A 25188-nucleotide genomic window follows, 5' to 3' on the forward strand; every position below is an offset into this window, starting at 1 on the left:
CGGAGGCTTAGAACCCATGGACGCAACAGCCGATATTGGCTTAATCGGGTTGGCCGTAATGGGCCAAAACTTGGTTTTGAACATGAACGACCACGGTTTTGTGGTCGCTGTCTATAATCGCACCACTAGCAAGGTCGATCAATTTTTGGCTAACGAGGCTCAAGGCACCAATGTTGTCGGGGCACATTCGTTAGAAGAATTGGTCGGCAAACTCAAGCGCCCACGCCGCGTGATGTTGATGATTCAGGCTGGAAGCGCGGTTGATGCCACAATCGATCAATTAGTGCCCTTGCTCGAACCAGGCGATATTATCATTGATGGTGGGAATTCGCTGTTTACCGATAGCAACCGCCGAACCGCTGATCTCGAAGCCAAAGGCTTGTTGTTCATTGGCACAGGGGTTTCTGGTGGCGAAGAAGGTGCACGCCATGGGCCATCGATTATGCCTGGTGGTTCGCCTGCCGCATGGCCGCATGTGCAGCCAATTTTCCAAGCCATCGCAGCCAAAGTTGATGATGGCTCGCCTTGTTGCGATTGGGTTGGCGAGGGCGGTGCAGGCCACTTCGTCAAGATGGTACATAACGGCATCGAATATGGCGACATGCAATTGATCGGCGAAACCTACGATGTCATGCGCTCGTTGGGCTTGAGCGCCGACGAGATGAGCAGCGTGTTTGGCGAATGGAACGCGGGTAAACTCGATTCATATCTGATCGAGATTACCCGCGATATTTTGGCCTTCCGCGATAGCGATGGCGCACCCTTGGTCGATAAGATTTTGGATAGCGCTGGTCAAAAAGGCACAGGCAAATGGACGGTCGTTTCCGCTTTGGATAATGGCATTCCGCTGACCTTGATCGGCGAAGCAGTGTTTAGCCGCTTTTTGTCAGCACTCAAAGATGAACGGGTGCACGCCGCCAGCGTAATCAGTGGACCAGTCGATCAGCCAAGCGTTGATCGTGCAGCCTTGGTTAACGATCTACGCGATGCCTTGTATGCTGCCAAAATTGTTTCATATACCCAAGGCTATATGTTGATGCGAGCCGCTGCTAAGGAACAAGGCTGGAATCTCAATTATGGCGGGATTGCCTTGATGTGGCGTGGTGGCTGTATCATTCGCTCGGCCTTCTTGGGCAAAATCGAGGAAGCCTACCGCAATAACCCCGAATTGGTGAACTTGTTGCTCGACCCCTATTTCAGCAACGAAGTGCAGCAATCGCAAGCAGCATGGCGACGGGTAATTGCTCACGCAGTGCTGGCAGGCATTCCAGTGCCAGCCTTATCGAGTGCCCTGGCCTTCTTCGATGGCTACCGCACGGGCAATTTGCCAGCCAACCTGTTGCAAGCCCAACGCGATTACTTCGGTGCTCACACCTACGAGCGCATCGATGCCGAACGTGGCAAGTTCTTCCACACCAACTGGACAGGCAAAGGCGGTACGACAACTGCTGGCACTTACCAAGCCTGATACAAGGATGAAGGATGAGGAATGAAGGATGAAAACTCCGTTGGTCTCAATGAATATTTAAAATCAATCGAGATGGAGGGATGAATATTCAGTTTCAAGCAGCTAAGGCTGTGTCATTCATCCCTCATCCTTCATAATTCATCCTTCGATATGCATAGCCTGTTAGGATTAGCCAAATTCAGCCATTGATCGAGAAAGGCCTGCCCAACACTTGGTTGAGCAGGCCTTTTGGTTGAGAGTAATCGAAAGTTACTTGAGGCTTTCGGCAATCTTGGTGGCTTGTTCGCCATCGATGTTGCCAGTAATCACGAAGGTCACATCGCCTTCTTGCCAGGTCAACACCACACCAACATTCCCACGGCCTTCGATCAAGGTGCCTTGAACGCCACGGACGGTTACTTCAGTGCCGCCACGTTGAATCTTCGCATCTGGATCATCACCTTTGGCTTGAACCAATGTCCATTCCAAGTCAGTGCCAGCGTAGGTTTGAATTACGGTGGTGGCTTTGGCAAGGGTCAGCAATTGAACATCGCTCAAGCTTGTGCCCAAGGTTTCGCTGGGAGCCAACAGTTCGAAGCCTGCTTGCGTCTTGGCTTCGTCCAAGGTCAAATCGGTAGCTGGAGCAGCTTGTTCCATTTCCTTGATCATATCGGCGATCTTGACGATTTCGGCATTAGCTGGTGGCTGAGCGCTGAAAATTGCCAGATCGATGCCTTTATTGATTTCAAGGGTTTCAGCGGCAAAGCTGACGTTGCCCATATCTTTCGCATCAAGCACAAACTTGACTGGCATCCAGTTGGTATCTTCTAGCCAAACGTTGATATCAACCAACAAATCGATTGGCAATTGTTGTTGGGCATCTGATTTTGGCGCAATGCTAACTTTGTAAGTATTGAAACCGGCAACTTCTTCTTCGCCCAAAATCGTAATCGTCAAGGCATCCAAGCCTTTTTCAACTACACCTTGCAATTGGCCGAGCATTTCGGTTTGATCCATGCGACCGCGACCGCCTTGGCCTTGCTCTTCGTCTTGTTGGCCTTGTCCCATTTGCGATTCGCTCAACTCAGCGGCAGTGCCAACATAAGCTTTATTTTCAGCAGGATCATAGAACCAGCCTTGAGTACCATCAGTCACGACTTCAGCGCCAACCATCTTGGCATCGTTGGCATCAAGAATTTTCGCGCGGAAGGCTTTGATTTCGTTGCCTTCAGCATCTTTGTTGCCAGTTTTGCTCGACCAAACTTCGGCCTTGATAAAGCCAGTCGCTTGATCTGAGGTGTAATCGACGCGCATAATTGCATGAACATTGTTGGTATTGGCTTGGCCTTCCCGAATTTTGGTAACGATGTTTTCAGCCGTGATATCTTCTTGACCACAGCCTGCTAACACCATTGTTAACACGAGCATCAAGCTCCACATTCGCTTGAACATTTGATTCCTCCTAGCAGTATTGAACGGTTTTATAGTAGCACGGCCCCTGGTTACAAACTAGGTCAGCGATGTAATAAAATGATGAACAGCTATTAACTCACCAAAGCCATGCCCCAATCAAACTGACAGCCCAGAGACAAAACCAAATCAAGCTGGCCTGGGTCATTTTGGCACTCGTCGCCCGATCAAGCTCTAAGCCTGGAATAGCTGGCCGCAGGAGTTGGGTCATTAAATTAAACACGCTCCAAGCAACAATCAATAATTGGGCTAAGCGCAAAACCGCCAACCATGGCTCACCCCACCAAACACCGAGCAAGCCCACACCAATCCCTGCAATTAGTAGCAAACTACTACGCCAAAGCATGGCACTCAACAAAGCCAAATAGGTTGTTCGCCCCAAGGTTTCGTGCTGAATGCGGCTTTGGTTGTTTAATAATAACCACCATGCTGGCAGTTGAATAATTGCAATAATCAGCCCCAGTTGTAGCACCACGCCAATCGCTTGCACCAAGCTTTGCTGGGCTAAATTGGGGGCACGCAATAACAACATATGCACCGCCACCAAACCTGACCAAAGCCCAATATAGCCCCAAGTCGTGCGTTGATGGCCTTGCAATACCTCTTGCACTGATCCCGATTCAATCATCGATTCGGGGCGTGGACGCGGCATAGCCACATTGCGAGCACGCGGTCGCGGCTTGGTTGGCTGTTTTGGCGCGGCTGGGGTTTCCAGTGGCTCGGTTTGGCTAGCAATTGGCGGGGTTGGCGTTTCCAGTGGCTTGGTTTGGTTGCGAAAACGCTGCTCAGCAAGCTCAGCAAAATCTTCCAAAGCTGAAAGTGCTAGCTGATTGGCTGGATTAATCGTCAGCACCCGATCCAAGCAGTAGCGCATTTTATCGGCAGAATCAACCACGCCGCTCAGCCAGAGCCATGCTTGCTCGTGGTTGGGGTCGCGTTGCACAATGTTGCTCAACAATTTTCGCGCTTGTTCAGTATTACCTTGATTGGCCGCCGCTTTGGCTGAGCGCAATAATTCGTCAATCGATTGTTCGGTCATGCTACTTCCTCAATATTAACAAGCCTATTTTAACCGAGGTTGGTAGCACAACGCACAAGCATCAAGGCTGTATAATGGTAGCAACCACTGATCAACGCTATCAATGGCTGCATTTGTCGTGAATGATGCAAGCATTCGCCTGCATCGCTAGTGCGGAGTGTCAACGGTGACCTACTTCGACTCTTTGTTAATTGCCAATCGGGGCGAAATTGCGGTGCGGGTAATTCGGGCTTGTCGCTCGTTGGGCATCGAAGCAATCGTGGTTTATTCCGATGCCGACGCACGCGCCTTGCATGTGCGCGAGGCTGATCGAGCGATTCGCATCGGCCCAGCTGCCGCCGCTCAATCGTATTTGAATATCGAAGCAGTGCTAGCTGCTGCTCAACAAACTGGAGCGCAGGCGATTCACCCAGGTTATGGCTTTCTCTCAGAAAATGCCAATTTTGCCCGTGCTTGTAGTAAGGCCGGAATTGCCTTCATCGGCCCACCCGCCGAAGCAATCGAGGCGATGGGTTCGAAAAGCGCCGCCAAACGCCTCGCCGAATCGGTGGGCGTGCCAACTGTGCCTGGCTATAACGGCGATGACCAAAGTGAACAACGCTTGTTGGCCGAAGCCGAACGGATTGGCTTTCCACTCCTAATCAAGGCTTCAGCTGGTGGCGGCGGCAAAGGGATGCGCAGCGTGCATCGGCTTACTGAATTTTCGGCGGCTTTGGCAGCAGCGCAGCGTGAAGCTCTCGCCGCCTTTGGCGATCAGCATGTTTTGCTCGAAAAGCTGATCGAACGCCCACGCCATATTGAGTTTCAAATCCTCGGCGATCAACATGGCACTATGCTACATCTGGGCGAACGTGAATGTTCAATTCAACGCCGCCATCAAAAAGTGCTCGAAGAATCGCCCTCAATCGCCTTAACCTCAGAATTACGCGCTACGATGGGCGCAGCGGCTGTGCGTTTGGCTCAAGCCGTTAATTATTACAATGCTGGCACCCAAGAGTTTATGCTCGATACCAATGGTGAGTTTTATTTCCTCGAAATGAACACCCGCCTACAAGTTGAACACCCCGTGACTGAGTTGGTGACAGGCTTGGATTTGGTGCAGTTGCAAATTGCCATCGCCGCCGGCCAGCGTTTGCCCTTTGATCAAGCGGATATCCAGCAAACTGGCCATGCAATTGAAGTGCGGTTGTATGCGGAAGATCCAGTGCAAATGTTGCCTTCAATTGGCCAACTCACCAGTTACACACCGCCCGAAGGCCCAGGCATTCGACTGGATACTGGGGTTACAGTTGGCGATCATGTCACGATCAATTATGATCCAATGCTGGCCAAGTTGATTGTATGGGATGAGCAGCGCGAGCAAGCAATTGCCCGTTTGCGTTATGCCTTGCAACATTTCGCGGTTGCTGGAGTTACCACCAACATTCCGTTGTTGCAGGCGATTATCAACACACCAGCCTACCATACCGGAGCCACCACCACCGATTTTCTGCAAACCTATGCAATTAGCGAGCAATTGCAACAGCGCCAATTGCCGCCCAATTTGGCTTTAGCAGCCAGAGCGTTGTTTGATTTAGAGCCTGATCCTGATGCAACGTTGGTTGGCGACCCTTGGAATGTACCATGGCGGGCGGCCCACATGCCGCATCAACTGCGCTACCAAACCAACGATCAAATTGTGCCGATCAAAGCTCAGCCACAAGCGCCCCAAGCATGGCTGGTAACGATTAATGACGAGCAACTTGAGATTGTAGTTTTGCGTCGCCATCTTAATCGCATGGTTGTGCGGGTTGCCGATCGAATTTATCAATGCCAACTTGAGCAGGATAGCTTAGTTTGGCAAGGGGTCGGCTATCAGATTCAGCCTGCTGCCGCTCCCAGCCTCGACCAAAATAATGGACACAAAGGCGATGCCAGCCTTGAAGCGCCCATGCCCGGCACAATTATCAAACTACTAGTAGCCGAAGGCGAGCAAGTCAGTGCAGGCCAACCATTGCTGATTATGGAAGCCATGAAAATGGAGCACACCGTGACCGCGCCCTACGCTGGCACTGTCGCCAAACTGCCCTACCACCAAGGCCAACAAGTCAGCGGTGGAGTGGCGCTAGCCGAGATTACGGCAGAGTAAATATTGCCACAACAATATAAGGGAACGATAACCTTAAATGATTATCGTTCCCTTATATTTTTAAGCTTGATAATTCGTTTATCTCCGTTATACTGTAACTGCCTGACACCCATAAATACACAATCCCTCACCCCCGTCCCCTCTCCCACTGCGGCGGGCGAGGGGTGTTACAACTTTTATAGAGATGGTTCCCCCTCGCTCGCTTGGCGGGAGAGGGGGCTAGGGGGTGAGGGCGCAAAACTCTACAGCTACTAAAACGTTGGAGGCTCCCCATGAATCCCAACAATCCACAAATCTCGAATACTATTAATGGAAGCACTATTAATGGCGGCAACGTTGCAATCGGCAATCAAGGAAGCATCACCCAAAATAATGTAAATCATCTAAATAGTAATGAAAATATTGCTGTGTTTGGTAAATTATCAATTTATATTAAAAATAATAAACCATATCAAGATCTTGATCTTTATATTTCTTTCAGTTGCATAGCTTCAATATTTGAAGATAAAACAGGATTTACATCAAGTTATACTTTGTTTACTGGTTTTCTATATCTTAATGCACATGGATTCCCATATTGTGAATTAAATTATTCATATCATTTCCCTCAAGAAGATAGAAATTTATTAAGAAAAATATTTAATTATCTTATAGAAAATCTTGAAAATTCAGGTTTTTATTTTAATGAAGAAAAACAATCAAAATTATTAGATACAATAATTACACCTCTATCATTTGATTTTATACAAGAATTTATTAAACCTCAAAAAATTCATATTGGGATATATATAAAGATAATATATCCATCAATAAATCAAGTACACTAATACTAATAATATATCAGTAGAATCTTATAGTATTGATTTAAATAAAAAATTACTCAATGATTCAATTAAATACAGTCCCAATAATGACAAATATAATACAAGCACTAAAGAACCAATTAGTGCATATTGGTCAATCCCCATTATCTTCCTTATGATAGCAGCAATGATCATATGCTTTCAATTATTTAAGTTTCAATAATTACAGCAACCATATTGGAAATAAAAAAGCAATAAACTCTAGCAGTGCTCGTTTTGTGGCTAGCCAAAGCCCGAACCAACAGCTATACTAGCGCCAAGCGTCTGGATTGAACGGAGGTTGCAACGATGGCCTTAACCTTTCAAACCGCCCCACGCATTTCGCAAGCAGAGTTTCGGCGTGTACTCGAACGTGGCACAGAGCTTGGTCGCTCGCCCGTCGCCCCTTTCGCCGATGAGTGCTATCAAATTATTGTTGGCTATGGCTTAGATCCAGCAGTAGCACTCGGGTTTTTCGCCCACGAATCGCAATTTGGCCTTGATGGTGTTTCAACCAAAAGCCTCAATTGGGGCAATGTGCGCACGCCCTACGATCCCAAACGGGCCGCCGGAACCGTGCAAAGCGCTAGCGGTCATGGCGAATTCGTCTGTTTTCGCTCGTGGCAGGATGGGTTGCGCGATTGGTGTGAGCGGATTCTCAATCGCTATATCAAAGAACGTGGCCTAACTACGGTCGATGCGGCGATTCCGGTCTATGCCCCTTCATCCGATGGCAACAACGAAAAAGCCTATATCCAGCATGTTGAGCGATTGGTAACTCGTTGGCAGGCGGAAGATCCGCAGCCGGTGGTAGTTTCGACAGGAGGTCCAAGCGTGGCTGAATTACAAGATGCCTTGATGGTAGCAGCGTTCGAGGCGGTTGGCGCAACCTATCATCCCGAGTGGGCTTTTCATCAATATGCAATGAACGAGGCCAAGGCTGGACGCTTTCTTGGCTCACCACTCGGCGAAAGCAAACGGATCACAGTTGGCGGTCAGCAATTTTCGGTGCAAGTCTTTGCACTCGATACGCTTTACACGCCGATTGGCAACCCCGAGAGCAGCACCAACTGGAGCGATATTCGACGGCTCAGCGCTTTGCTCAAGTAAGCTAGAAGTTGGCAATCAAATGCAGCGCAAAGGTCATCAGATCAGGCACAATCAAATCGGGGGTATGCTGCGAGGCTTCGGTGGTGGCTTGCGGTCGTTTGACCCAGGCCGCCCGTAAGCCTGCCAACTGCGCACCTTGCACATCGCGAAACAGATTATCGCCAATATACCAAGGCTGGTTGGCCGGAGTTTCGACTTGAGCCAGAGCATGGGCAAACAAACGCGGGTCGGGCTTGCGATAGGCATAATCCGAAGAAATGACAATTGGGTCGAAATAGTCCAGAATTTCTAACTCAGCTAATTCGGCCAGTGCAATCACTCGCTGCGCATCGGAGACGATCCCAAGTCGATAGTGTTGGCGTAATATTCGCAAGGCCTCTTTTGTATCGGGGAAAAGCCGTAGATGCTTGATGCTCAAGACTCGCAATAATTGGGTGATACTGACAGCCTCAGCTGGATCAAGCCCAAGTTCAGCGAGCAACTCAGCCCAAACTGCCTCAGTTTGCCATTCGGGGTAGGCTTCGTGGGCTGGCAAATTGGCTTGCATCGCCGCAAAATAGCGCTTATGTAAACTCTCAGCACTACAAACCACGCCACGATAGCGCAACCACTGCGCCAAGTGTTGCCACAACGCTGGTTGATGCTCGTCGGTATGCACATCAACCAGCGTGCCATAAATATCAAACAAAACTAGCGGACGACCAGACATGCCTGTGCCTCCGCGACCAACCGTTGGCGATATTCCCAGCTAAACCATTCGTTGCGAGCGATCCGCAGCAAATAGCAACCCATATAAAATTGGCCACGTTGAGTAAAGGCGGCAAATTCCTCTTGATCAAAATCGCTCAACAAGCCATAACGATCATAAACCCGACGGATTAACCACTCGGCAGCGGTTGGATCGCCTGTGACATTGAAGAAGGCATGCTTCAATTCAGCCACCATACAACCAATATCAATCGCTGGATCATCGTGGCGGGATCGCTCCCAATCGATTAATGCAAGTTCTTCCGGAGCAGTAAAGAGCATGTTCGCCGGGGTTGCATCGCCATGAATCATCGAGCGCAGGCCTTGATGCAACATATCGCTGGCTTGCCAATGCACTTGGAGCATGCGTAAATTGGCCAACGCTGCATGATTGAGCAATTCTTGTTCACGCAATTGACGCAACAATTTTTCCCAATATTCCCAAGCATTGGTCACATCGATTTTATCGGTGGTGGCGGTGCGGCGGTGCAAGGTGGCCAACCAACCAGTAATCGTATTGACATAGGCCATCAATGGGCCAAGATTGCGGGTTTGCAGGGTGGTTTCGAGAATTGTGCCCCAGCTTTGGCCTGGCAGCCATTCAGTGATCAACAGCAGGCGCTCAGGGTCGGTCGCCAGTGGGCGTGGCACCAAATAGGGGGCTTGGGCAAAACCAAGCGCATGCAATTGCGCCAGCGTCGTGGCTTCACGGTTCAACAACGTGCGTGAGTAGGTCGGCAAAAAGCGACGGCCATCTAGGCCAGTTTTATGCTCAAACGACTTAATCACCACGTGCACGCCGCTATGGGCTTCATGCACACGTTGCACGCTGGGAGTATTCATAATTGGTTCGACATTGAACGTTGGATGTAGCGTGAAAATCCCTAAACTTGGCAGGGCTTGATCACGTAGCGCAGGAAATGCGCGATGATCTGAGAGCAGCATGATCGTCATCGTTCGCCCGCTCCTTCCTTATATACGAGTTCCACCACCATCGGTTGGGCGGCTCACATTGCCGCTAGTGGGGAATGGCTAGAATGTAATTGTAATGATTTATACCATTAACAAACATCATGTATTCCTTCACCCCCAGCCCCTCTCCCACTGCGGTGGGCGAGGGGAGCACTGTTGGAGCGGTTCCCCCTCGCCTCGCATGCGGGAGAGGGGGTCAGGGGGTGAGGGGAAGCATTGCGTTGCCAAGACAATAAATCATTACATATAGCACCTAACTAGCAAAAGTGTCGCTGATTGCAGCCTATTCAGCAATGGTTGAATAGTCCTTGCTTCCTCACAGATAGTTAGGCCTTTTTAATTTGTGTAAACGTTTACAAATACTAACATAGCTAGCTAGTATTGTTAATCACAGTCAAGGGAGTAGAAATAGGTGATTCGTGATACTACACTGAGGTGATTAACAATCCCCTGTAGGAGTTATTAATCACCTCGCTTGACCTCAATTAACATTAACAAAAACTAACTATTAGACCAAGATCAGGAGTTTAAATGTGATTTCTCTCGCGAGGCAGTTTATTCGACCGCGCCGTGCAATTTATTGGCTGATTTACGGGCAATCAGTTGTAATGGCACGAGTTCTGTAAAGAGAAAACGAAAACTTCCGCAGCGTTCAAGCATTTGGGGGCCGTAGAGTGCCAGCACCCAGCGCCAATAGGCTGATAAACCATGTTGCTCGCCATTACGAACCTCGCCGCCTCGCGCAATAAAATCATCGGTCAATGAAGTTAATACGCTGTTGGCTTCTGGCTCGCTTGCCGCAAGTTTTTGCAACCAATGACGATAAAACTTGCGCCATGGATTATCGTTTTGTTGCCACCATGCTAAGCGTTCGCTTGGCATGTTTGGTGCTGTAGCTTCTTGCCACGCTTGCTGGTAACTATGAGCAATAACCAACGGTTGTTGAATGCCCAAGCCGCCAGCGGTGATTGGCCAATGAAACCAACCTTCGGGCAAGCTAACGCTGTTGTTCAAACGCTGGTGAATCAAATCGCCCACATAGGCGACCATGCTGCCTTGTTGAATGATTTGTTGACCATAGCGCCATAAGGTTGTACGCACCTGCTCGCGATGGCTGGCCCCAAGGTTAACCCGCAGGCCAATCGCTTGGCAAAGATAGGTACAAGCGCCATTATACACCTCAATTTTATTAAGAATTGCAGGGGTATTGGTGATCGTCTGAGCAGTTTGGTTAATATATTCGCCAATCAGACTATGATCAAGTTGCCATGTGCCTTGAGCATCAAGCGTCAAAAAGAGCCAATGTGGTGCTTGTTGTGGTAATTCGCTGGGTAATTGCCCATTAATTGCCATTGCACCAGTTTTTTGCTCGTTCAGATTGAGGCCACAACTCACACACCAGGTTTGCAGTGCTCGCCAAGCTTTGCGCATTTCCTCAGGATCAGTGGCGATAATCGTTAGATCATCGACGAAGCGCACGATTTGCACATGAGCATGCAACTCAAGATATTGCTCCATCAAACGCAACACCAACTCGCCTAAAATGTCTGAAATTGGACGATGATTGGGGATACCAACCTGCTGCTGGGTTGCTTGCTGATTGACTTGCAACGGCACTGCCATATATTCAGCAAAAAAGCCGATTTGTTGCTCACTCAAGCCCATGCGCTGCAAAACATTCAGCACAAATTGCTGATTGAGCGACGGATAATAATCGCGGAAATCGGTTTTGAGCACATACATGGCTTGATCGGGCGTGGCGTGTAAGCCAAGCTGAATTTCGGCGTTGATCAAACGTAATGCAACTTCGAGATTATGCTCATAATTGCCATCATACTCAGCCAATTGGCTCCATTGCTGCAAACGCTCAATTTCCGCCGCCCGACTGGCAAAAATCGAATTAGGATTACCATACAGTTCAAGTTGCTCAGCAGCATCGAGCGTGAGCGGGCGGCGCAAGGTGTGCCACAAATTAACGCTTTTGGAAACTGCATAGCTTTCGGCAATCAGCTTATTCAAATCGCGATCATAGCCGCGATCTTGGGCGATGCGCTTGAGTTTTTTCAGGGGCAAGCTGCTGTTAACCCGACAAAATTTGGCAAAATAATCTTGCCAATGCTCGGCAACGACATGATGCAAACAGGCGGTCAGTAAATCTTCTTGCAAAAATAAGCGCCATTTGGTACGGGCATACTGAGCAACCGCCGTAACTCCCGCCTTAGGCCAGTGCCAATCGGCCAACTGGGCCCGCACAATCATCAAGGCATCGGCCAATTCTTTGCGCATAATTGTGTCGCCTAAAATCTGGCGAGCCTCGGCCCGAGTAGCAGCGCTATAAAAACTATCTTTGGCAATCCGCCGCAAAATCGCGCAAAGCGTGTCGCTATCAATTTCATCAGGCTCAGTTTGCAGCGCTTTGTTCAATTCGTTGCGGGTTTCAGGCTCAAATTGATTATGAAACACTGCATCGAGCACCGTCGCATGTTTGGTCTCGGTACTCGGCTGATTAATCTGGGTAACAAGGCTTTGGGCTTGCTCAGGGTAGCTCGCCGCTACTTCAGCATGATCAAGCCATTCTTGAAATAATGCGCCAAAAATCGAGACTAATTCGGCTCGTAGTTGTCCGCTAGCTAATTCGCGCTCTAGCTCAGCCGACCACCAAGCGGTCAATTCGCTGCTCGCAGGCGTAGCCGGATCGCTCAGTAAACGCATGTTGGTGATGCTTGGGTGCAGCGGCTGTTTGGCAAAAGTTAGCTGCTGGAGCTGCTCGTGGAGCAGATTGATCCGAGCGTGGGGTTCTTCAATTGTAGCTAAACGTTGGCTAATTTCAGCATAGGTTGCAAGGGCTTGCTCGCGTTGCAAGCCCAGCTCGCGCAATTTAATCGCAGTTACCAATTGTTCACTTGCAGTTAACATCAGTGCCTCCAGCGTGGAGCACCTTCTGCTAGCTTTTGTGCATCAACTCGCTCAATGCGGCGAAACTTTGGGAACGTTCGGCAAAAACATAGTGCACAGGCAAAACCGTAATCCCCGTTGAGCCAATCGAACGCAAATGATCGATGGCTGGCAAAATGTTGGCGCTATCGACGACCAACGAGACTGCGTACCAGCCTTCACCACCATCGCGGCTCCAAACTGGCGAAACAGTTGGGCCTTGCAAGCCCGCCAAAGCTGCATGGGCCACGACCCTTGCGCCAACATCAGCGACATCCGAGCCTGGCACGTTGGCAATCAACGAAACATAGGTTTTGGCGCGATGGCGAGCTTCGATCAGCTCTAAAATCGATTGAACAACCCGTTGTTTTTGCGAACTTTCCCGTAGCGACCGTCGGTTGGCGATTAATGCAGCTTGCGCTTGCAGAATCGTGCCTCCTTGAATCATTTTGAGATGATTATCGCGTAGGGTTGTCCCAGTGGCTGTCAAATCGGCGATGATATCGGCATATCCCAACGAAGGCGCGGCCTCGGTTGCCCCTTGCGAGTCGATCAGCGCAAAAACATTGATGCCTTGCTGATGACACCATTGGCGCACCAAATTGGGAAACTTGGTGGCGATCCGCAATTGGCGGCCAGCACGGGCATACTCCGCCGCCAAATCGGCCACATCACGCCACGAGGTTACGTCAATCCAATGATCAGGCACAGCCAGCACTAAATCGCAGTAGCCAAAGCCCAAATCTTTATAGACCACCACTAAATCATCGCTCTCGCCGCCCAGTTCCTCGACCAAATCATAGCCACTTACGCCCAAATCAATCGAGCCATCGGCGACTTTTTCGACAATATCGGGAGCACGATGCAACAAGACTTCAACTTCGGGCAGCGCTTTAATCGAAGCCGTGTAGCGACGCGGATTAGGCCGTGAGACTTTCAGGCCACAGCTTTCAAAAAAGCGAAACGTATCATCAGCAAGAGCGCCTTTGGAAGGCACAGCAAAACGTAGCATTAGCGCGTTATCTCCACAGTCCATTCAGCAGTTACGTCGGGCAGATTCAAACGACGCACCTGCATTTCGATCTTCCAGCGCCCAACCAAGCTTAGCGCTCCTGAGGTCGCGGTAAAACGTCCATCAGCAGCAGGTTCGAGCATTGCCACTTGTTGGCCAGCTTCGAGATCAAGCGATTCAAAGCGTAAGCGTACTCGATCTGGGCGAATTACGCCATTCGCATCGCGGACGGTTGCACTAAATTGACGCTCACCAGGCCGATTATCATCAGTATCGAGGGTCATAGTTAAATCTTCACGCTGGGCTGTTAGATAAAGCGGCTGAGCGATACGCGGGGTTGGTGTTGGCAAGGTTGGTCGGGCAGTGCCACCAGCGCTGGGAGCGGCTTTGACTGGATGCGGCGTTTGGGTCAAGGCACTAGCAACCAGAATCACCCCGATCGCCAAAGCACTTTCCAAGCCCAAAGTCAGGCCAATTTTGACGACGGTTGTTTGATCTTTGGCGGCTTGCAGGCGTGGATTAAGCTTACGCCAATGCCAAAAGCCCAGCAGTAACGCCGCCAACATCACCGCCAACTTGATCAACAAGGTCTGGCCGTAGCGCGATTCCCACAAGCCTGCCAAGGTTGGCAATTGGTCAAAGGTACGCATCGTGCCAGTCAAGACAACCATCGCAATGCTAAACAAGGCCAACGGGCTAAATCGGGCAATCAGCCATGCCAAGGCACTGTTGCGTAAGGCAGCTTCTGTTTTGCGCAACACCCAAGCACTCAAAGCCATGCCAATCAAGCCACCAAACCAAACCGCCGCCGTCAGCATATGCAGCCAATCTGAGGCTACAGGCGTGATTGGATCGTCGATGTTGGCCGCTGCATGGCCGCTCATACTGAAGGTCAAGAGGCTTAAACTTGCCAAAGCCAAAGCGGCATAGCCCATTGGTTTTTGGTAAGCAGCCAAGAACGTCAGCGGAATTAACAGCGTAATCGCAACCAAGCGAATCAAAGCCAACACGCCCCAACGGCTAATCGCCATCGAGGAAAGCACATCGGCATATTGAATTGATGCCAAACTACCATCGCCAAAATCGCTGGCGCGTACCACAAATTCCCAAACCGAGCCAATCAACAACAAAACTAAACTCAATTGAGTCAGCCAAATCGTTGGCCGAACCAGCAAAGGCAAGCGCGATTCAGGATTATGTTGAATTGCAGGCAAGAGCAAAATCAACAACCACGCTAAACCGCCAATTGCCCCTAAGCCGCCAGTTAAGGCGATTGAACGCCCGCTGACCACGCCCCAATTTAAGCTAGCATCGGCAGTTGCGCTAACTTCGACCGAGGGCGCAGTCGGAGCAACTCCAGTGCCAATGCTAAACAACAACGAGCCAGCCGAACGATGACCATCAGCGGTCGAAAGCACTTTGTAAATTAAAGTATATTCACCAGGCCGCAGCTCAGCAGGCAAGGCCACCTGCATACTATCGGCAGCGGGAAACTGGGTTTGCGGCAGGCCAATTGGCTGCGATTGCTCATTGTAAAGCGTTAGTGAGCTATAACTACGATCAAGCGGCTCACTAAATCGCAATACAACCTCGGCAGGTGCAACATCAAGCACTGCCCCATCAACAATGCTGCTCTCGATAACCAAGGCATGGGCTGCCGCCACACTTGGCCATAAACACAGCACAAATAGAGCTACAACTAAAATCCGCTTCATAGCTAGTGTTCCTTAAGTATAGTAGGGTCGGGGCTAGGTTTTAAAGATCCCTCACCCCCGTCCCCTCTCCCACTGCGGCGAGCGAGGGGCGTTCCACCGGTCATGATACGGTGCTTCCCCCTCGCTCGCTGGGCGGGAGAGGGGGCTAGGGGGGGAGGGCATCCAAGCAATTATTAACATCATATACAATGCCAATTATTGGATAGATCTACTAAAAAAAGCGTGCTAGGCCTAAACCTAGCACGCTTAATCACTCAAAATCCTAGTTTAGGCACGAACTGAGCGGCGGCGCAAGGCCACGCCAGCAACCATAAAGATGATGATTGCAGCCACAAGCATGCCAAGATTAAAGCCATTGCTGCCAGTTGCTGGCAAGCCTGGGTTGTGCTGATCGGATTCGGGAGGAGTTACTGGCAGAGCAGCATCGCCCACAGCAAAGCCAATTGAGCCAGTTACTTCGTGACCATCGCTACCAACAACCGACCAGCTAACGGTATAGCTGCCTGTGCCAACTCCCGATTTCAATGAAACCCGCATGGTTTTGCGCTCAAGATCAGCCAAATCGACTCGGCCATCGCCTGTATCAACCACTGTGCCATTGGCATCGGTAACGCTTAATTTCAAGCCTTCGGATTCCAATTCGTCGTTGAAGGTCAGCACAACTTCGCTCGGAGCAGTTGCCAATTTCGAGCCATCGGCGGGCGTTGAACTAACCAATTTGGAGTGAGCCGAGCTAACCCCAGGCTGAGCAAAAATAATCACCAAGGCCAATACTGCAATTAAACGTTTCATTATGTAAATCCCTGATTGCAGCAGATCACAACGATCTGCCAAAGAATGCAAAAACCGATTAAGCGAATGAGATTAAGCATTACAACCAAGGATACGTGGGGGCGGGGCAAGTGGCCGTTCGATCCAAGAACGCCCAAGGTAGCCTAATTCGCGGTAAATCCAACGGGCAATTCGGATTGAGCCAAGCAAAATCACCAAGGCTATCAAAGCCAATGGCACTTCATGGCCTTGCTCCAGCACGCCTGAGGTAAACGGCGCTGGTTGGAAATGTTGAAAATCATCAATCACAACTGGAATTTGAGTTTGGTGATGATGATGCCCGTGATGGGCAATTAATGGATTATCGGCTTGAATCACGGCACAATAGACAATACAAGCCAAGGCAATCCCATGAGTGAGGATCAAGCCACATAGGCTGCCAGCGATCGGCAGCCATGCCTGTTTGTTAGTTAATTTGTGCCAGTGTTGCTTCATGAAATTATTGCATCAAGGTCGGCGTTGGCCCCGGCGAGATCAAACATAATTGGCGTTGCTCGGATAGTTTACCCGGCCCCCACCATGCTTTCACTCGGGCGATGATCGTAATTATTTCTTCTTCGCTGAGCTGCGAGCCAAAGGCCGGCATTGAATTTTTACCATCACGAATCAGCGAAATCAATTCCCAATCGGGGTGTGAATAGGCATGCATACCATCGTTGAGTGCTGGAAACGGCCCCATGCCCTCGCCGCTTTGGCCATGGCAGTTGGCACAATATTGGCCAAATAAGGCCTGACCACTGGCCAATTTTTCGCCAAACGCTGGCTCGATATAGGGTACGGTTGGTTCGCCTAAAGTTAGCGTTGCTTGTTGAGCAGCCTCACCACAAGCAATTAAACTAGGGATTCCAAGTGTCAACAACAGGGCAATCAGCCGCCACCGATTGAGTTTATGTTGCATGGGCATCCGACTCCATCGCCGCCTTACGCAGCATGCGATTGCGCAACGCTGCCAAGGTAATTAAGATTGTTAGCACAATGATAGGTGCCAAGTAGAGAATTACATTTAGCCAGCGCATAATGCCACCAGCAACATTCACAGTTGTGCGAAATTCTTGGGTTTGGCCCGCCTCACTGAAGCTCATCAGAAATTGCCAATCGCCACTGCTCGAAAAATCGAGGTCATGCGAACCATAAATTGCATCTTCTGGGCGACTTTCGGGCGCAGGCAGGTAGCGAAATTCTTGACCATCAGGATCAATCAATACCAATGAAATCGCTTCGACTGGCAACGCGGCATAATCGGTGCTGTTGCGCACCGCAATACTCGCATCGCCACGGCCAACGCTCATGGGCGCAGGAGCCAAGGAGACGACCACAAAATATTGATTACGGGTTTCATTGATGATGTAATTGCCGCCATGAGCCGCTGCTAGATCTGTCCACCACAAACTAGCCAGCACCACCCAACAAACCATGAAACATAGGCGTTTCAGCATAGAGTGTATCACAATCTTTGGCCGGATAGTGTGGTAGTTTCTTAACCAACTGTCTCAACAATTCGCACTGCCCCACCATCATCGACCAACTGATCCAAGCGAATCGACAAAACTTTGGAAGCTCCATCAGGATTCATAGTTACGCCATACAAGGTTGAAGCCGCTTCCACAGTACCACGGTTATGCGTCACCAAGACAAACTGGGTCTGTTGACTCATCTCGATTAATTGTTCACGAAGTCGCACAACATTGGCTTCGTCCAAGGCTGCGTCAACTTCGTCCATCACACAAAACGGCGTAGGATTAACTTTCAACAAGGCCACCAACAGCGCCACGGCGGTCAACGAACGTTCGCCCCCAGAGAGCAACGAGAGCGGTTGGCGGCGTTTGCCTGGTGGTTGGGCAATAATATCAATGCCACTTTCGCTGCTATTAGGGTCGTTCAAAATCAACTGAGCCGTACCACCACCAAACAAACGGGTAAAGGCTAAGCTAAATTCCTCGGCCACGGCGCTAAATGTTTGGGCAAAACGGCTATTCATGGCCGTTTCAAGCTCATTAATCAACTCGCGCAAACCATCAGCCGCTTGGCGAATATCGCTGACTTGGCCCGTTAAGAATTGATTGCGTTCACCAAGTTCAGCATATTCTTGCGGTGCAAGCGGGTTAATCGTGCCCATTCGCCGCAGTTTATTGCGCAACTGATCAATTTGCTCGTTCAAGGCTTGGGCTGATAATTCAGCCTCTTCAGCCTCAGGCGTTTGGCTCAAATCCAATTGCTCAATATCAATGTTCTCTTCGGCGCAACGTTCCCACACATGGTCACGGCGGGTGTTGGCCGTTGCCAATTGGCTTTCAGCCCGGCTAAGGCTAGCTTGCGCTTGAACAAAGGCCTGCGAGGCTGTCCGTTCTTGCTGTTCAGCTTGTTGCAATGTCAAAGTAGCCTGATTCAAGCGTTCGAGCAGCGGGGCTTGCTCAGCATAAGCGGCCTCACGTTGCAGATGAGCTTGCTGACGGCGTTCAGCCACAATCACGCTTTGGGCTTCAGCCAAGGCCAATTGTTCAGCCAACTCGTGCTGACGTTGCTGATCCTCACGGCTACGCCGCGCCAAACCATCAATCACCTGTTGCTGATCGCGTTGGGCACGCTGGGTCGCCTGCAAGGTTGCATCGCTGGAAACAATCGCTGCCCGCGCTGCGGCAACCCGCTCCTCGCTAGCCCGACTAGCTGCCGCTGCGGTTTCGGCTTGCTCACGGGCAACAGCAACCAAATGCTCATGTTCAGCAACATGGGTTTGCGCCTGCTCAATTGCCGCTTGGCTGGCGGCAAGTTGCTCGGCAAGGCTGGCTTGCTCTTGTTGAACATTGTTGCTGCGCAGTTGTTGCCATTGTTGCTCTTGCTCAATTTGTTGTAGGCCACGTTGGCGTTGCGCCAAACTATCGCGAGCTTTTTCCATGGTGGTCCGGTTGCTGCGGCGGGCTTGCTCGGCTTCGCGTAGCATTTTCTCAGCATTGCCAATTGCCGCGATCGCCAGTTTGAGCTGTTGTTCGTGCTCGGCAAGTTGTTGTTGAGCGGCCTCAAGTTGGGCGGGCAATTCGCGCAATTCACGTTCGCGGCGCAACGTACCAGCCTCACGAGTTTTCGCGCCACCAGTCATCGACCCAGATGAGCCAACTTGTTCACCGCCAAGCGTCACAATCGTCCAAGCACCATCGAGTTCAGCTAAAATTCGCCGTGCCGTGGCTAAGTCTTCGACCACAATTGTGCGCCCAAGCAGGTGCTGCACTGCCCGTTCATAGGACTCGGCATAGTTCACCAACTCGCTAGCTAAACCTAAAACTCCTTGACCTTGGGGAATGCGGCTCGGGCGGGGCGTGCGCAACGTATCAAGTGGCAAAAAGGTGGCGCGGCCTGCATCAGTGCGTTTGAGTTCAGCAATTGCGGCTTCGGCAGCTTCCCAATTGGGCACGATAATATTTTGCAAGCGTGCGCCCAAAGCCACTTCCAAAGCGGTTTCGAGTTCGGCAGGCACTTCGATCACGCTGGCAACCACGGCAAATTGCTGTTGCTGCTTTTCGGCCCATTGCAAAGCTGCGCGAACGCCAGTAAACATGCCCGATCCGGCAGCGGCAGTGCGGCGCAAGGCATCCAAGCGACTATGCAAGGCATCGGCTTCACGGCGGGCGTAGGCTACAGCTTCTTCCTGCTCGCGGCGCAGATTGCGTGCTTCCAACAAGCTTTTTTGGGCAGCCTCTTCATTGGCTTGGGCTTGGTTAAATTCAATTTCGGCCTGTTGATACAGCTGTTGGGCTTGGTCTAGATTGGTTTGGGCTTGCTGAATGCGCGTTTGGCTAGCGGTAAGTTGCTGTTGATTGGTGGTTAATTCATTGGCTAACACTTGCCAACGCTCTTGCTGCAATTTGGCCCGTTGCTGAGCCTCGTTCAGGGCTTTGGTTGCTTGCAAAGCAACTTCTTGGGCTTGTTTGAGCGCTTGATCAGCTTCGCGGCGGGCGGCAATCGTAGCCTGTTCCCCAGCCTCAATTGTGGTTAAAGCTTGGCGCTGCGCAATCAAGGCCGCTTGAGCTTGGCTAGCCTGTTCAGCTAATTCTACCGCCCGCGCTTGGGCTTGGGTTTGCTCTTGTTCTAAACTTTGTTGACGCTCGTGAGCTTCAGCGCGACGGGTGCTCAGCGCTTGTTGACGCTCGCGCAGCACCGCCCATTCACGCTCCACGGCTTCCCATTCACGTTCAAATTGGGCCAATTGCTGGTGTTGTTGCTCAACCAATTGCTGCTGCTCATCACGCTGCTGGCGTAATTCACCAAGTTGTTGCTCAGCTTGAACCTGGCCAACTTGGGCTTGAGCTAACACTTTTTCGGCCTCAGTAAAGGCAGTTTCAGCTTGGGCAACCAAACTTTGGGAGGCCTGCCACTGGCGGCGATAGGCAATCAGCAAGGCTTGCTGCAAGGCGGTTTCGATTTCATGAACCTGCTCAGCCTCACGCGCTTGGCGGCGCAGCACCTTCAAACGTGGCTCGATCTCAGCCAAGGTATCCAAAATGCGGCCCAAATTGTCTTCGGTTTGCTTGAGTCGCCGTTCGGCCTCAGCGCGTTTGCTGACCGAAAGGCTAATCGCGGCGGCATCTTCAAATAAGCTGCGACGCTCCTCAGGACGTAAGGTCAAGGCAGCATCAACCAAACCTTGGTTGATCAGGGTATAACTCGAAGCCAAGGGCGATGTGGCTTCTTGAATATCGCGCAAACGCACTTTATTTTTATTCAAGAAATATTCATTCTCGCCAGAGCGAAACGAGCGGCGGGTGATTGTGACTTCGTTGAAATCGAGCGGCAAGGTGCGATCAGTATTATCGATTGTCAGAGCAACTTCGGCCATACCTTGGGCGGCACGTTTGCCACCGCCGCTGTAAATCAGATCTTCGGTGCGGCGACAGCGCAAAGCTGAGAAACTTTGTTCGCCCAGCACCCAACGAATCGCATCGGTGACATTTGATTTGCCTGAGCCATTTGGCCCAACAATCGCCGTCACTCCCAGCGGAAACTCAATCACTGTGCGATTAGCAAAGGTTTTAAATCCCTGAATTTCAAGTCGTTTGAGATACATTCAAAGCCCTACTTTATGCTGCGGTGGTGAGCAATTGGTGATGCATGGTCACATAGGTTGGCTCAGGATAGCCTTGATGGCTGTGGTATTCAGTAATGATATAGCCCAATTGTTGATACATGGCGATCAAATTGGGCAAGGCTAGGCGCACGCCGATCTTAATAATCTGGCAACCTTCGGCTTGGGCAATTGCTTCAACCGCAAGAATGAGCTGTTTGGCCAAACCTTGGCCACGATAGGCGGGCAACACCGACAAGCGCCCCAAATAGAGCGTATCACTGCCACGCCGCTCGTAGAGTACACAGGCGATTAATTGATTGTGCGCTTCGACGACCAAGACCCCGCCATCGCCCATGCGAGCACGAAAACTCTCAACTGTTTCCCAGCCAACACTAGAGGGCGGATCGAGGATGGTTTCATATTCAACAAAGGCTTGGCGAATGATCTCCAAAGCTTGGCTATGTTCATCAACAGTTGCTTCACGAATCTGCATCGAACTCCCTCAACACAACGGACTGGTGGTCGTGACTGGCGCATATTATACCTGTATCAGGTAGCTTGGATGCAACGCTAAAACAAAAAACTCAAGGGTTGAGCCTTGAGTTGATTTGGTGGAGGTGAGGGGGATCGAACCCCTTACCTTCGCAATGCCATTGCGACGCTCTACCAAGTGAGCTACACCCCCGTATCGATTTAGTTACACCAAGCAAGTTGGTGGAGGCGAGGGGACTCGAACCCCTTACCTCGACAGTGCGATTGTCGCGCTCTACCAGGTGAGCTACGCCCCCGCTTGTCGGTGTTGTGTGTTTGTTCACAACGCGGACGATTATAGCACAGGCAGCATGGGCTGTCAAATTTGGCGAAAGCAACTGTTGAAACCACCAAGGAGTAATGCTCTTTTTCTTTTTAACCACGAAGAGCACGAAGAGCACGAAGTTGCTTTAGCCACGAATTCCACAAATTTCACGAATGTTGCTTTTATCAAAACCTATTGCCAATTCCCTGAACCCTAGCCCCTGACCGCTCTCAAGTTAGCAATCATGCGATAAAAATGGTGCGTTTCTCATTTAACCTACACTTTATCCTTTGGTTACATACATTCATCCTTCGTGTTCTTCGTGCCCTTCGTGGTTAAAAAAACCCCGCTCCTATCAATTCAATTGTAGGAGCGGGGTTTAATTTGAATAAGTCTATTTATGGCGTAACGCTACAGGCAACACCATTCAAGCTGAAAGCAGTTGGTTTAGTATTCGTGCCACTGAAGCTCGCTTGCATGCCAAAGCTGGCGGTTGCCCCAGTTCCTAGGTAGCCATTCCAGTTGACGTTGGTCACATTAACCGCTTGACCAGCTTGGCTCACGTTGCCATTCCACAAATTGCTAATAAATTGATTACCTGAGTAAGTCCAAGCAAGGTTCCAGCCGTTAATCGCCGCACCGTTGTTTTTGATCACAACATCGGCGGTGAAGCCAGTTGGCCATTGGTTAGAAATTGTATAGGTCACTTGGCAACTTGAGTTGGTTTGGGTTGGAACAATCGGCGTGCTGGTTGGCACTGGGGTTGCCGTTGCTGGCCGTGGCGTGGCGGTTGGCACAATTGGCGTAGCCGTGGCAGTTGGGCCAATCGGGGTGGCCGTGGCCGGAATTGGCGTAGCCGTCGCTGGTCGTGGCGTGGCCGTGGCCGGAATTGGGGTCGCAGTTGCTGGAATTGGTGTAGCCGTCGGTGGGGTTACCGAGCCAGCTTTTTCATCCAAGTAAGCAGCTACCCAAGCCAATGGTGCATTCCAGTTGATTGTAATTTCGTTGGTTGACCACGATTCGATATGATCAACAAAACATTTTTGGGCTTTGCAACCAGGCAAACCAATGCTTTGGGCATAGGGATCTTGCAATGCCGAGTTGGGACCGCCCGAAACTGCGCCAGCTGGTGGGCGGGGAAAGCCGCTATTGGCCTGGAAGGCCCAAAAACGGTGATGGGGATTTTGCAATGGATTTTCGCCATAACCTGTTACATACGATTTATCCATGGCATTACGGCCCAGTAAATAATCCATGCCTTGGCTCATCGCATTGAGATAGCTCACATTGCCAGTAAAATCGTGGGCTAAGCCCAAAATAATCCCATTATTCAAGACAAACGAGTTGGAACCCCACGGGTAGCCAGTGCTGGTTGAATTAAATGGTGTGCCATAACCTTGGCCAGTCGTATTATTGGCAAACACGGTGGCTGCACTAATCACGGCATTGCGCACGCCCGCCAGTTCGCTGCTGTTGAAGCCGCTAGGTACAACAGCCAACGAAATTGTACCAAGTGCCTCGGTCGTGCCCCACGTCATAGCTGGCTCGCGGCTGCTGTAATCGCTCGGTACATCTTGGTAGTAGCTTGAGCTTTGCAAATAGCTCTTGTATTCGGCTTTGCCAGTCGTGATGTAGAGTTCGCTGGCGGCCCAATAAAATTCATCGCCAACCTGCGGATCGCCATACGAACCGCCACCAGTTCCATCACTATCCAAGGCGATTACGTTGGGGTTGGCTCGCGCCGCTGCCCAAGCGGTTTCGGCTGCACTCAACAAACGTGCTGAGTAGCTAGGATCAATGAATCGCCAGATCCGCGAACCTTGAGCAGCAGTTGCCGCCAAGTTCAAGGTTGCAGCGGTGCTTGGTGGTCGCAATACCCGATCTTGCGAATCTTGGTCGGGGCGTAGTGGAATGCCCGTCCAGTTTGCATCGTGCATTTTGTGATGCACCATACCAGCTCGTGGCTGGCCAGCAGGCACTTGCATGCGCAACATAAAATCCAATTCCCAACGCGCTTCGTCGAGCAAATCGGCTACACCATTGCTATTTTCGGGGATACTCATGCGGCCATCGCCAAAATCGGCTGCCGACGAACCTAAATATTGGTTGCGCTCATATTGATTGAGCAGTGTCCAGACCGAAATCCCACCGTTGACTACATACTTGCCATGATCGCCAGCATCGTACCAGCCGCCAACCACATTCAGCGAATAGCTACAGCCAGTGCCAGGCGCACACGGCACGTTGGTATCACCACGGTTGGGAGCGATGCCAACATGGCCAGCAGGGCGGGTCAGATCATTACGCCCAGCATAGGGCATGGTAATCGCAATTCCGCTGCGATTATGGTAGAAATAGGCTAAGGCATCATATTTTAATTGGCGATACACAGTCGCGCTAATATCAAATTGATGGCTCAAATTGCCTGCCGCTGCCAACGTAAAGCTGCTGCCAGTGCCAGTGTAGCCCGAAAAATCGATGATATGAATCGTATCGCCAGAGCTTGCATCGTAGCCAAAAACCGTGGTATTGCCTGAAAGCACCGTCGTGCCTGAGCTATTGCGCAGTTGCCATGCTACAGGCGAGTTACTGCCATTGACCAAACTTGCACGTTTAATCGCATTGGGCAAATAACCATGTTGGTTGACCCGAATCAGCGAGGAAGCTGCCACAGCAGCGGCGGGGAGATTAGCTGGAGTCGTATTGCGGGATTCGTGTTGGACAACCCCAAACACTGAGGAGATGTTCCCAAAAGCTACACTTGCCGTCAGCGCAACCGTACTACAGGCTGCGATCAGCGTGCGCGATCGTTTCCGCCGTTGGAAATGAACAGTCATTGGTCGATCCTTTTTGGGCTATTGCAACAGCACAATTACCTGCTGCAACAGTTCACAATAATTAAGGAGAGCAGTATTTGGGATCGGTTTCAATCTAGGATGAAGATTGCTCAGCTAGCAGTCGCAGCAAAACGCTTTTAATTGCAACAACTATTTGAGATCGTTCCCAAATTATTGCAGCAAATATTAAATGATTTTTACAACTATGTCAATGCCCTAGCGCTAGAATAGCTAAATCATGCTATACCCAAA

18 protein-coding genes and 2 tRNA genes are annotated in these 25188 nt (G+C 50.6%); 4 read left to right on the top strand and 16 right to left on the bottom strand.

Annotated elements, in window-relative coordinates; all coding sequences use genetic code 11:
• Positions 1-16 precede the first annotated feature (16 nt).
• Entirely contained in the window at positions 17-1468 is a 1452-nt protein-coding gene (gene gnd, locus ABEB26_RS05620; RefSeq protein WP_345720992.1) for a decarboxylating NADP(+)-dependent phosphogluconate dehydrogenase, read from the top strand.
• 249 nt (positions 1469-1717) lie between these two features.
• Here gnd and ABEB26_RS05625 read toward each other — a convergent pair whose 3' ends face one another.
• Complete coding sequence (locus ABEB26_RS05625) at positions 1718-2899, bottom strand: outer membrane lipoprotein-sorting protein (RefSeq protein WP_345720993.1); 1182 nt, start codon at positions 2897-2899, stop codon at positions 1718-1720.
• A gap of 97 nt (positions 2900-2996) precedes the next feature.
• On the bottom strand, positions 2997-3956 hold the full coding sequence (locus ABEB26_RS05630) for a tetratricopeptide repeat protein (RefSeq protein WP_345720994.1): 960 nt from the start codon (positions 3954-3956) through the stop codon (positions 2997-2999).
• A 166-nt stretch (positions 3957-4122) separates the two neighbouring features.
• On the opposite strand from ABEB26_RS05630, the gene ABEB26_RS05635 reads away from it, so the two are divergent.
• The 3 genes from ABEB26_RS05635 (at position 4123) to ABEB26_RS05645 (ending at position 8036) form a co-directional block, all read left to right on the top strand.
• The gene (locus ABEB26_RS05635; protein WP_345720995.1) at positions 4123-6084 is read left to right on the top strand and encodes an acetyl-CoA carboxylase biotin carboxylase subunit; all 1962 of its coding nucleotides are present in this window, start codon (positions 4123-4125) and stop codon (positions 6082-6084) included.
• Between the two features lie 272 nt (positions 6085-6356).
• Positions 6357-6911: a hypothetical protein gene (locus ABEB26_RS05640; RefSeq protein WP_345720996.1), complete on the top strand. Its 555-nt coding sequence runs from the start codon at positions 6357-6359 to the stop codon at positions 6909-6911.
• Positions 6912-7235: 324 nt separating this feature from the next.
• Entirely contained in the window at positions 7236-8036 is an 801-nt protein-coding gene (locus ABEB26_RS05645; RefSeq protein WP_012190170.1) for a glucosaminidase domain-containing protein, read from the top strand.
• A gap of 1 nt (position 8037) precedes the next feature.
• On the opposite strand, the gene ABEB26_RS05650 is transcribed toward ABEB26_RS05645, so the two are convergent.
• The 14 genes from ABEB26_RS05650 to ABEB26_RS05715 all read right to left on the bottom strand — a co-directional run bounded on the left by ABEB26_RS05650 (position 8038) and on the right by ABEB26_RS05715 (position 24936).
• The gene (locus ABEB26_RS05650) at positions 8038-8745 is read right to left on the bottom strand and encodes an HAD family hydrolase (RefSeq protein ID WP_345720998.1); all 708 of its coding nucleotides are present in this window, start codon (positions 8743-8745) and stop codon (positions 8038-8040) included.
• The gene (locus ABEB26_RS05655; RefSeq protein WP_345720999.1) at positions 8727-9737 is read right to left on the bottom strand and encodes an aminoglycoside phosphotransferase family protein; all 1011 of its coding nucleotides are present in this window, start codon (positions 9735-9737) and stop codon (positions 8727-8729) included. The genes ABEB26_RS05650 and ABEB26_RS05655 overlap by 19 nt, the downstream gene beginning before the upstream one ends.
• Positions 9738-10310: 573 nt before the next feature.
• The gene (locus ABEB26_RS05660; RefSeq protein ID WP_345721001.1) at positions 10311-12671 is read right to left on the bottom strand and encodes a reverse transcriptase domain-containing protein; all 2361 of its coding nucleotides are present in this window, start codon (positions 12669-12671) and stop codon (positions 10311-10313) included.
• Between the two features lie 28 nt (positions 12672-12699).
• The gene (hisG, locus tag ABEB26_RS05665; protein WP_012190174.1) at positions 12700-13701 is read right to left on the bottom strand and encodes an ATP phosphoribosyltransferase; all 1002 of its coding nucleotides are present in this window, start codon (positions 13699-13701) and stop codon (positions 12700-12702) included.
• Positions 13701-15416 carry a copper resistance CopC/CopD family protein gene (locus ABEB26_RS05670; protein WP_345721003.1) on the bottom strand — a complete coding sequence of 572 codons (1716 nt, stop codon included), beginning with the start codon at positions 15414-15416 and terminating at the stop codon, positions 13701-13703. Before ABEB26_RS05670 ends, hisG begins: the two co-directional genes overlap by 1 nt.
• 267 nt (positions 15417-15683) lie before the next feature.
• Entirely contained in the window at positions 15684-16208 is a 525-nt protein-coding gene (locus ABEB26_RS05675) for a copper resistance protein CopC (RefSeq protein WP_345721004.1), read from the bottom strand.
• Between the two features lie 72 nt (positions 16209-16280).
• The gene (locus tag ABEB26_RS05680) at positions 16281-16682 is read right to left on the bottom strand and encodes a hypothetical protein (protein ID WP_345721005.1); all 402 of its coding nucleotides are present in this window, start codon (positions 16680-16682) and stop codon (positions 16281-16283) included.
• A gap of 4 nt (positions 16683-16686) precedes the next feature.
• Positions 16687-17145: a c-type cytochrome gene (locus ABEB26_RS05685; protein WP_345721006.1), complete on the bottom strand. Its 459-nt coding sequence runs from the start codon at positions 17143-17145 to the stop codon at positions 16687-16689.
• Positions 17135-17683, bottom strand: coding sequence for a hypothetical protein (locus ABEB26_RS05690; protein WP_345721007.1), 549 nt, complete (start codon positions 17681-17683; stop codon positions 17135-17137). The genes ABEB26_RS05685 and ABEB26_RS05690 overlap by 11 nt, the downstream gene beginning before the upstream one ends.
• 41 nt (positions 17684-17724) lie before the next feature.
• Positions 17725-21303: a chromosome segregation protein SMC gene (gene smc, locus ABEB26_RS05695; RefSeq protein WP_345721008.1), complete on the bottom strand. Its 3579-nt coding sequence runs from the start codon at positions 21301-21303 to the stop codon at positions 17725-17727.
• Positions 21304-21316: 13 nt separating this feature from the next.
• Positions 21317-21796: a GNAT family N-acetyltransferase gene (locus ABEB26_RS05700; RefSeq protein ID WP_345721009.1), complete on the bottom strand. Its 480-nt coding sequence runs from the start codon at positions 21794-21796 to the stop codon at positions 21317-21319.
• Positions 21797-21912: 116 nt separating this feature from the next.
• Positions 21913-21988: transfer RNA gene (locus ABEB26_RS05705), tRNA-Ala, on the bottom strand.
• Between the two features lie 27 nt (positions 21989-22015).
• Positions 22016-22091: transfer RNA gene (locus tag ABEB26_RS05710), tRNA-Ala, on the bottom strand.
• A 406-nt stretch (positions 22092-22497) separates the two neighbouring features.
• Positions 22498-24936: a glycoside hydrolase family 9 protein gene (locus tag ABEB26_RS05715; RefSeq protein WP_345721010.1), complete on the bottom strand. Its 2439-nt coding sequence runs from the start codon at positions 24934-24936 to the stop codon at positions 22498-22500.
• Positions 24937-25188: the final 252 nt, after the last annotated feature.

The sequence above is a fragment of the Herpetosiphon gulosus genome (genome assembly GCF_039545135.1).
GTDB classification, from domain to species: Bacteria; Chloroflexota; Chloroflexia; order Chloroflexales; family Herpetosiphonaceae; genus Herpetosiphon; species Herpetosiphon gulosus.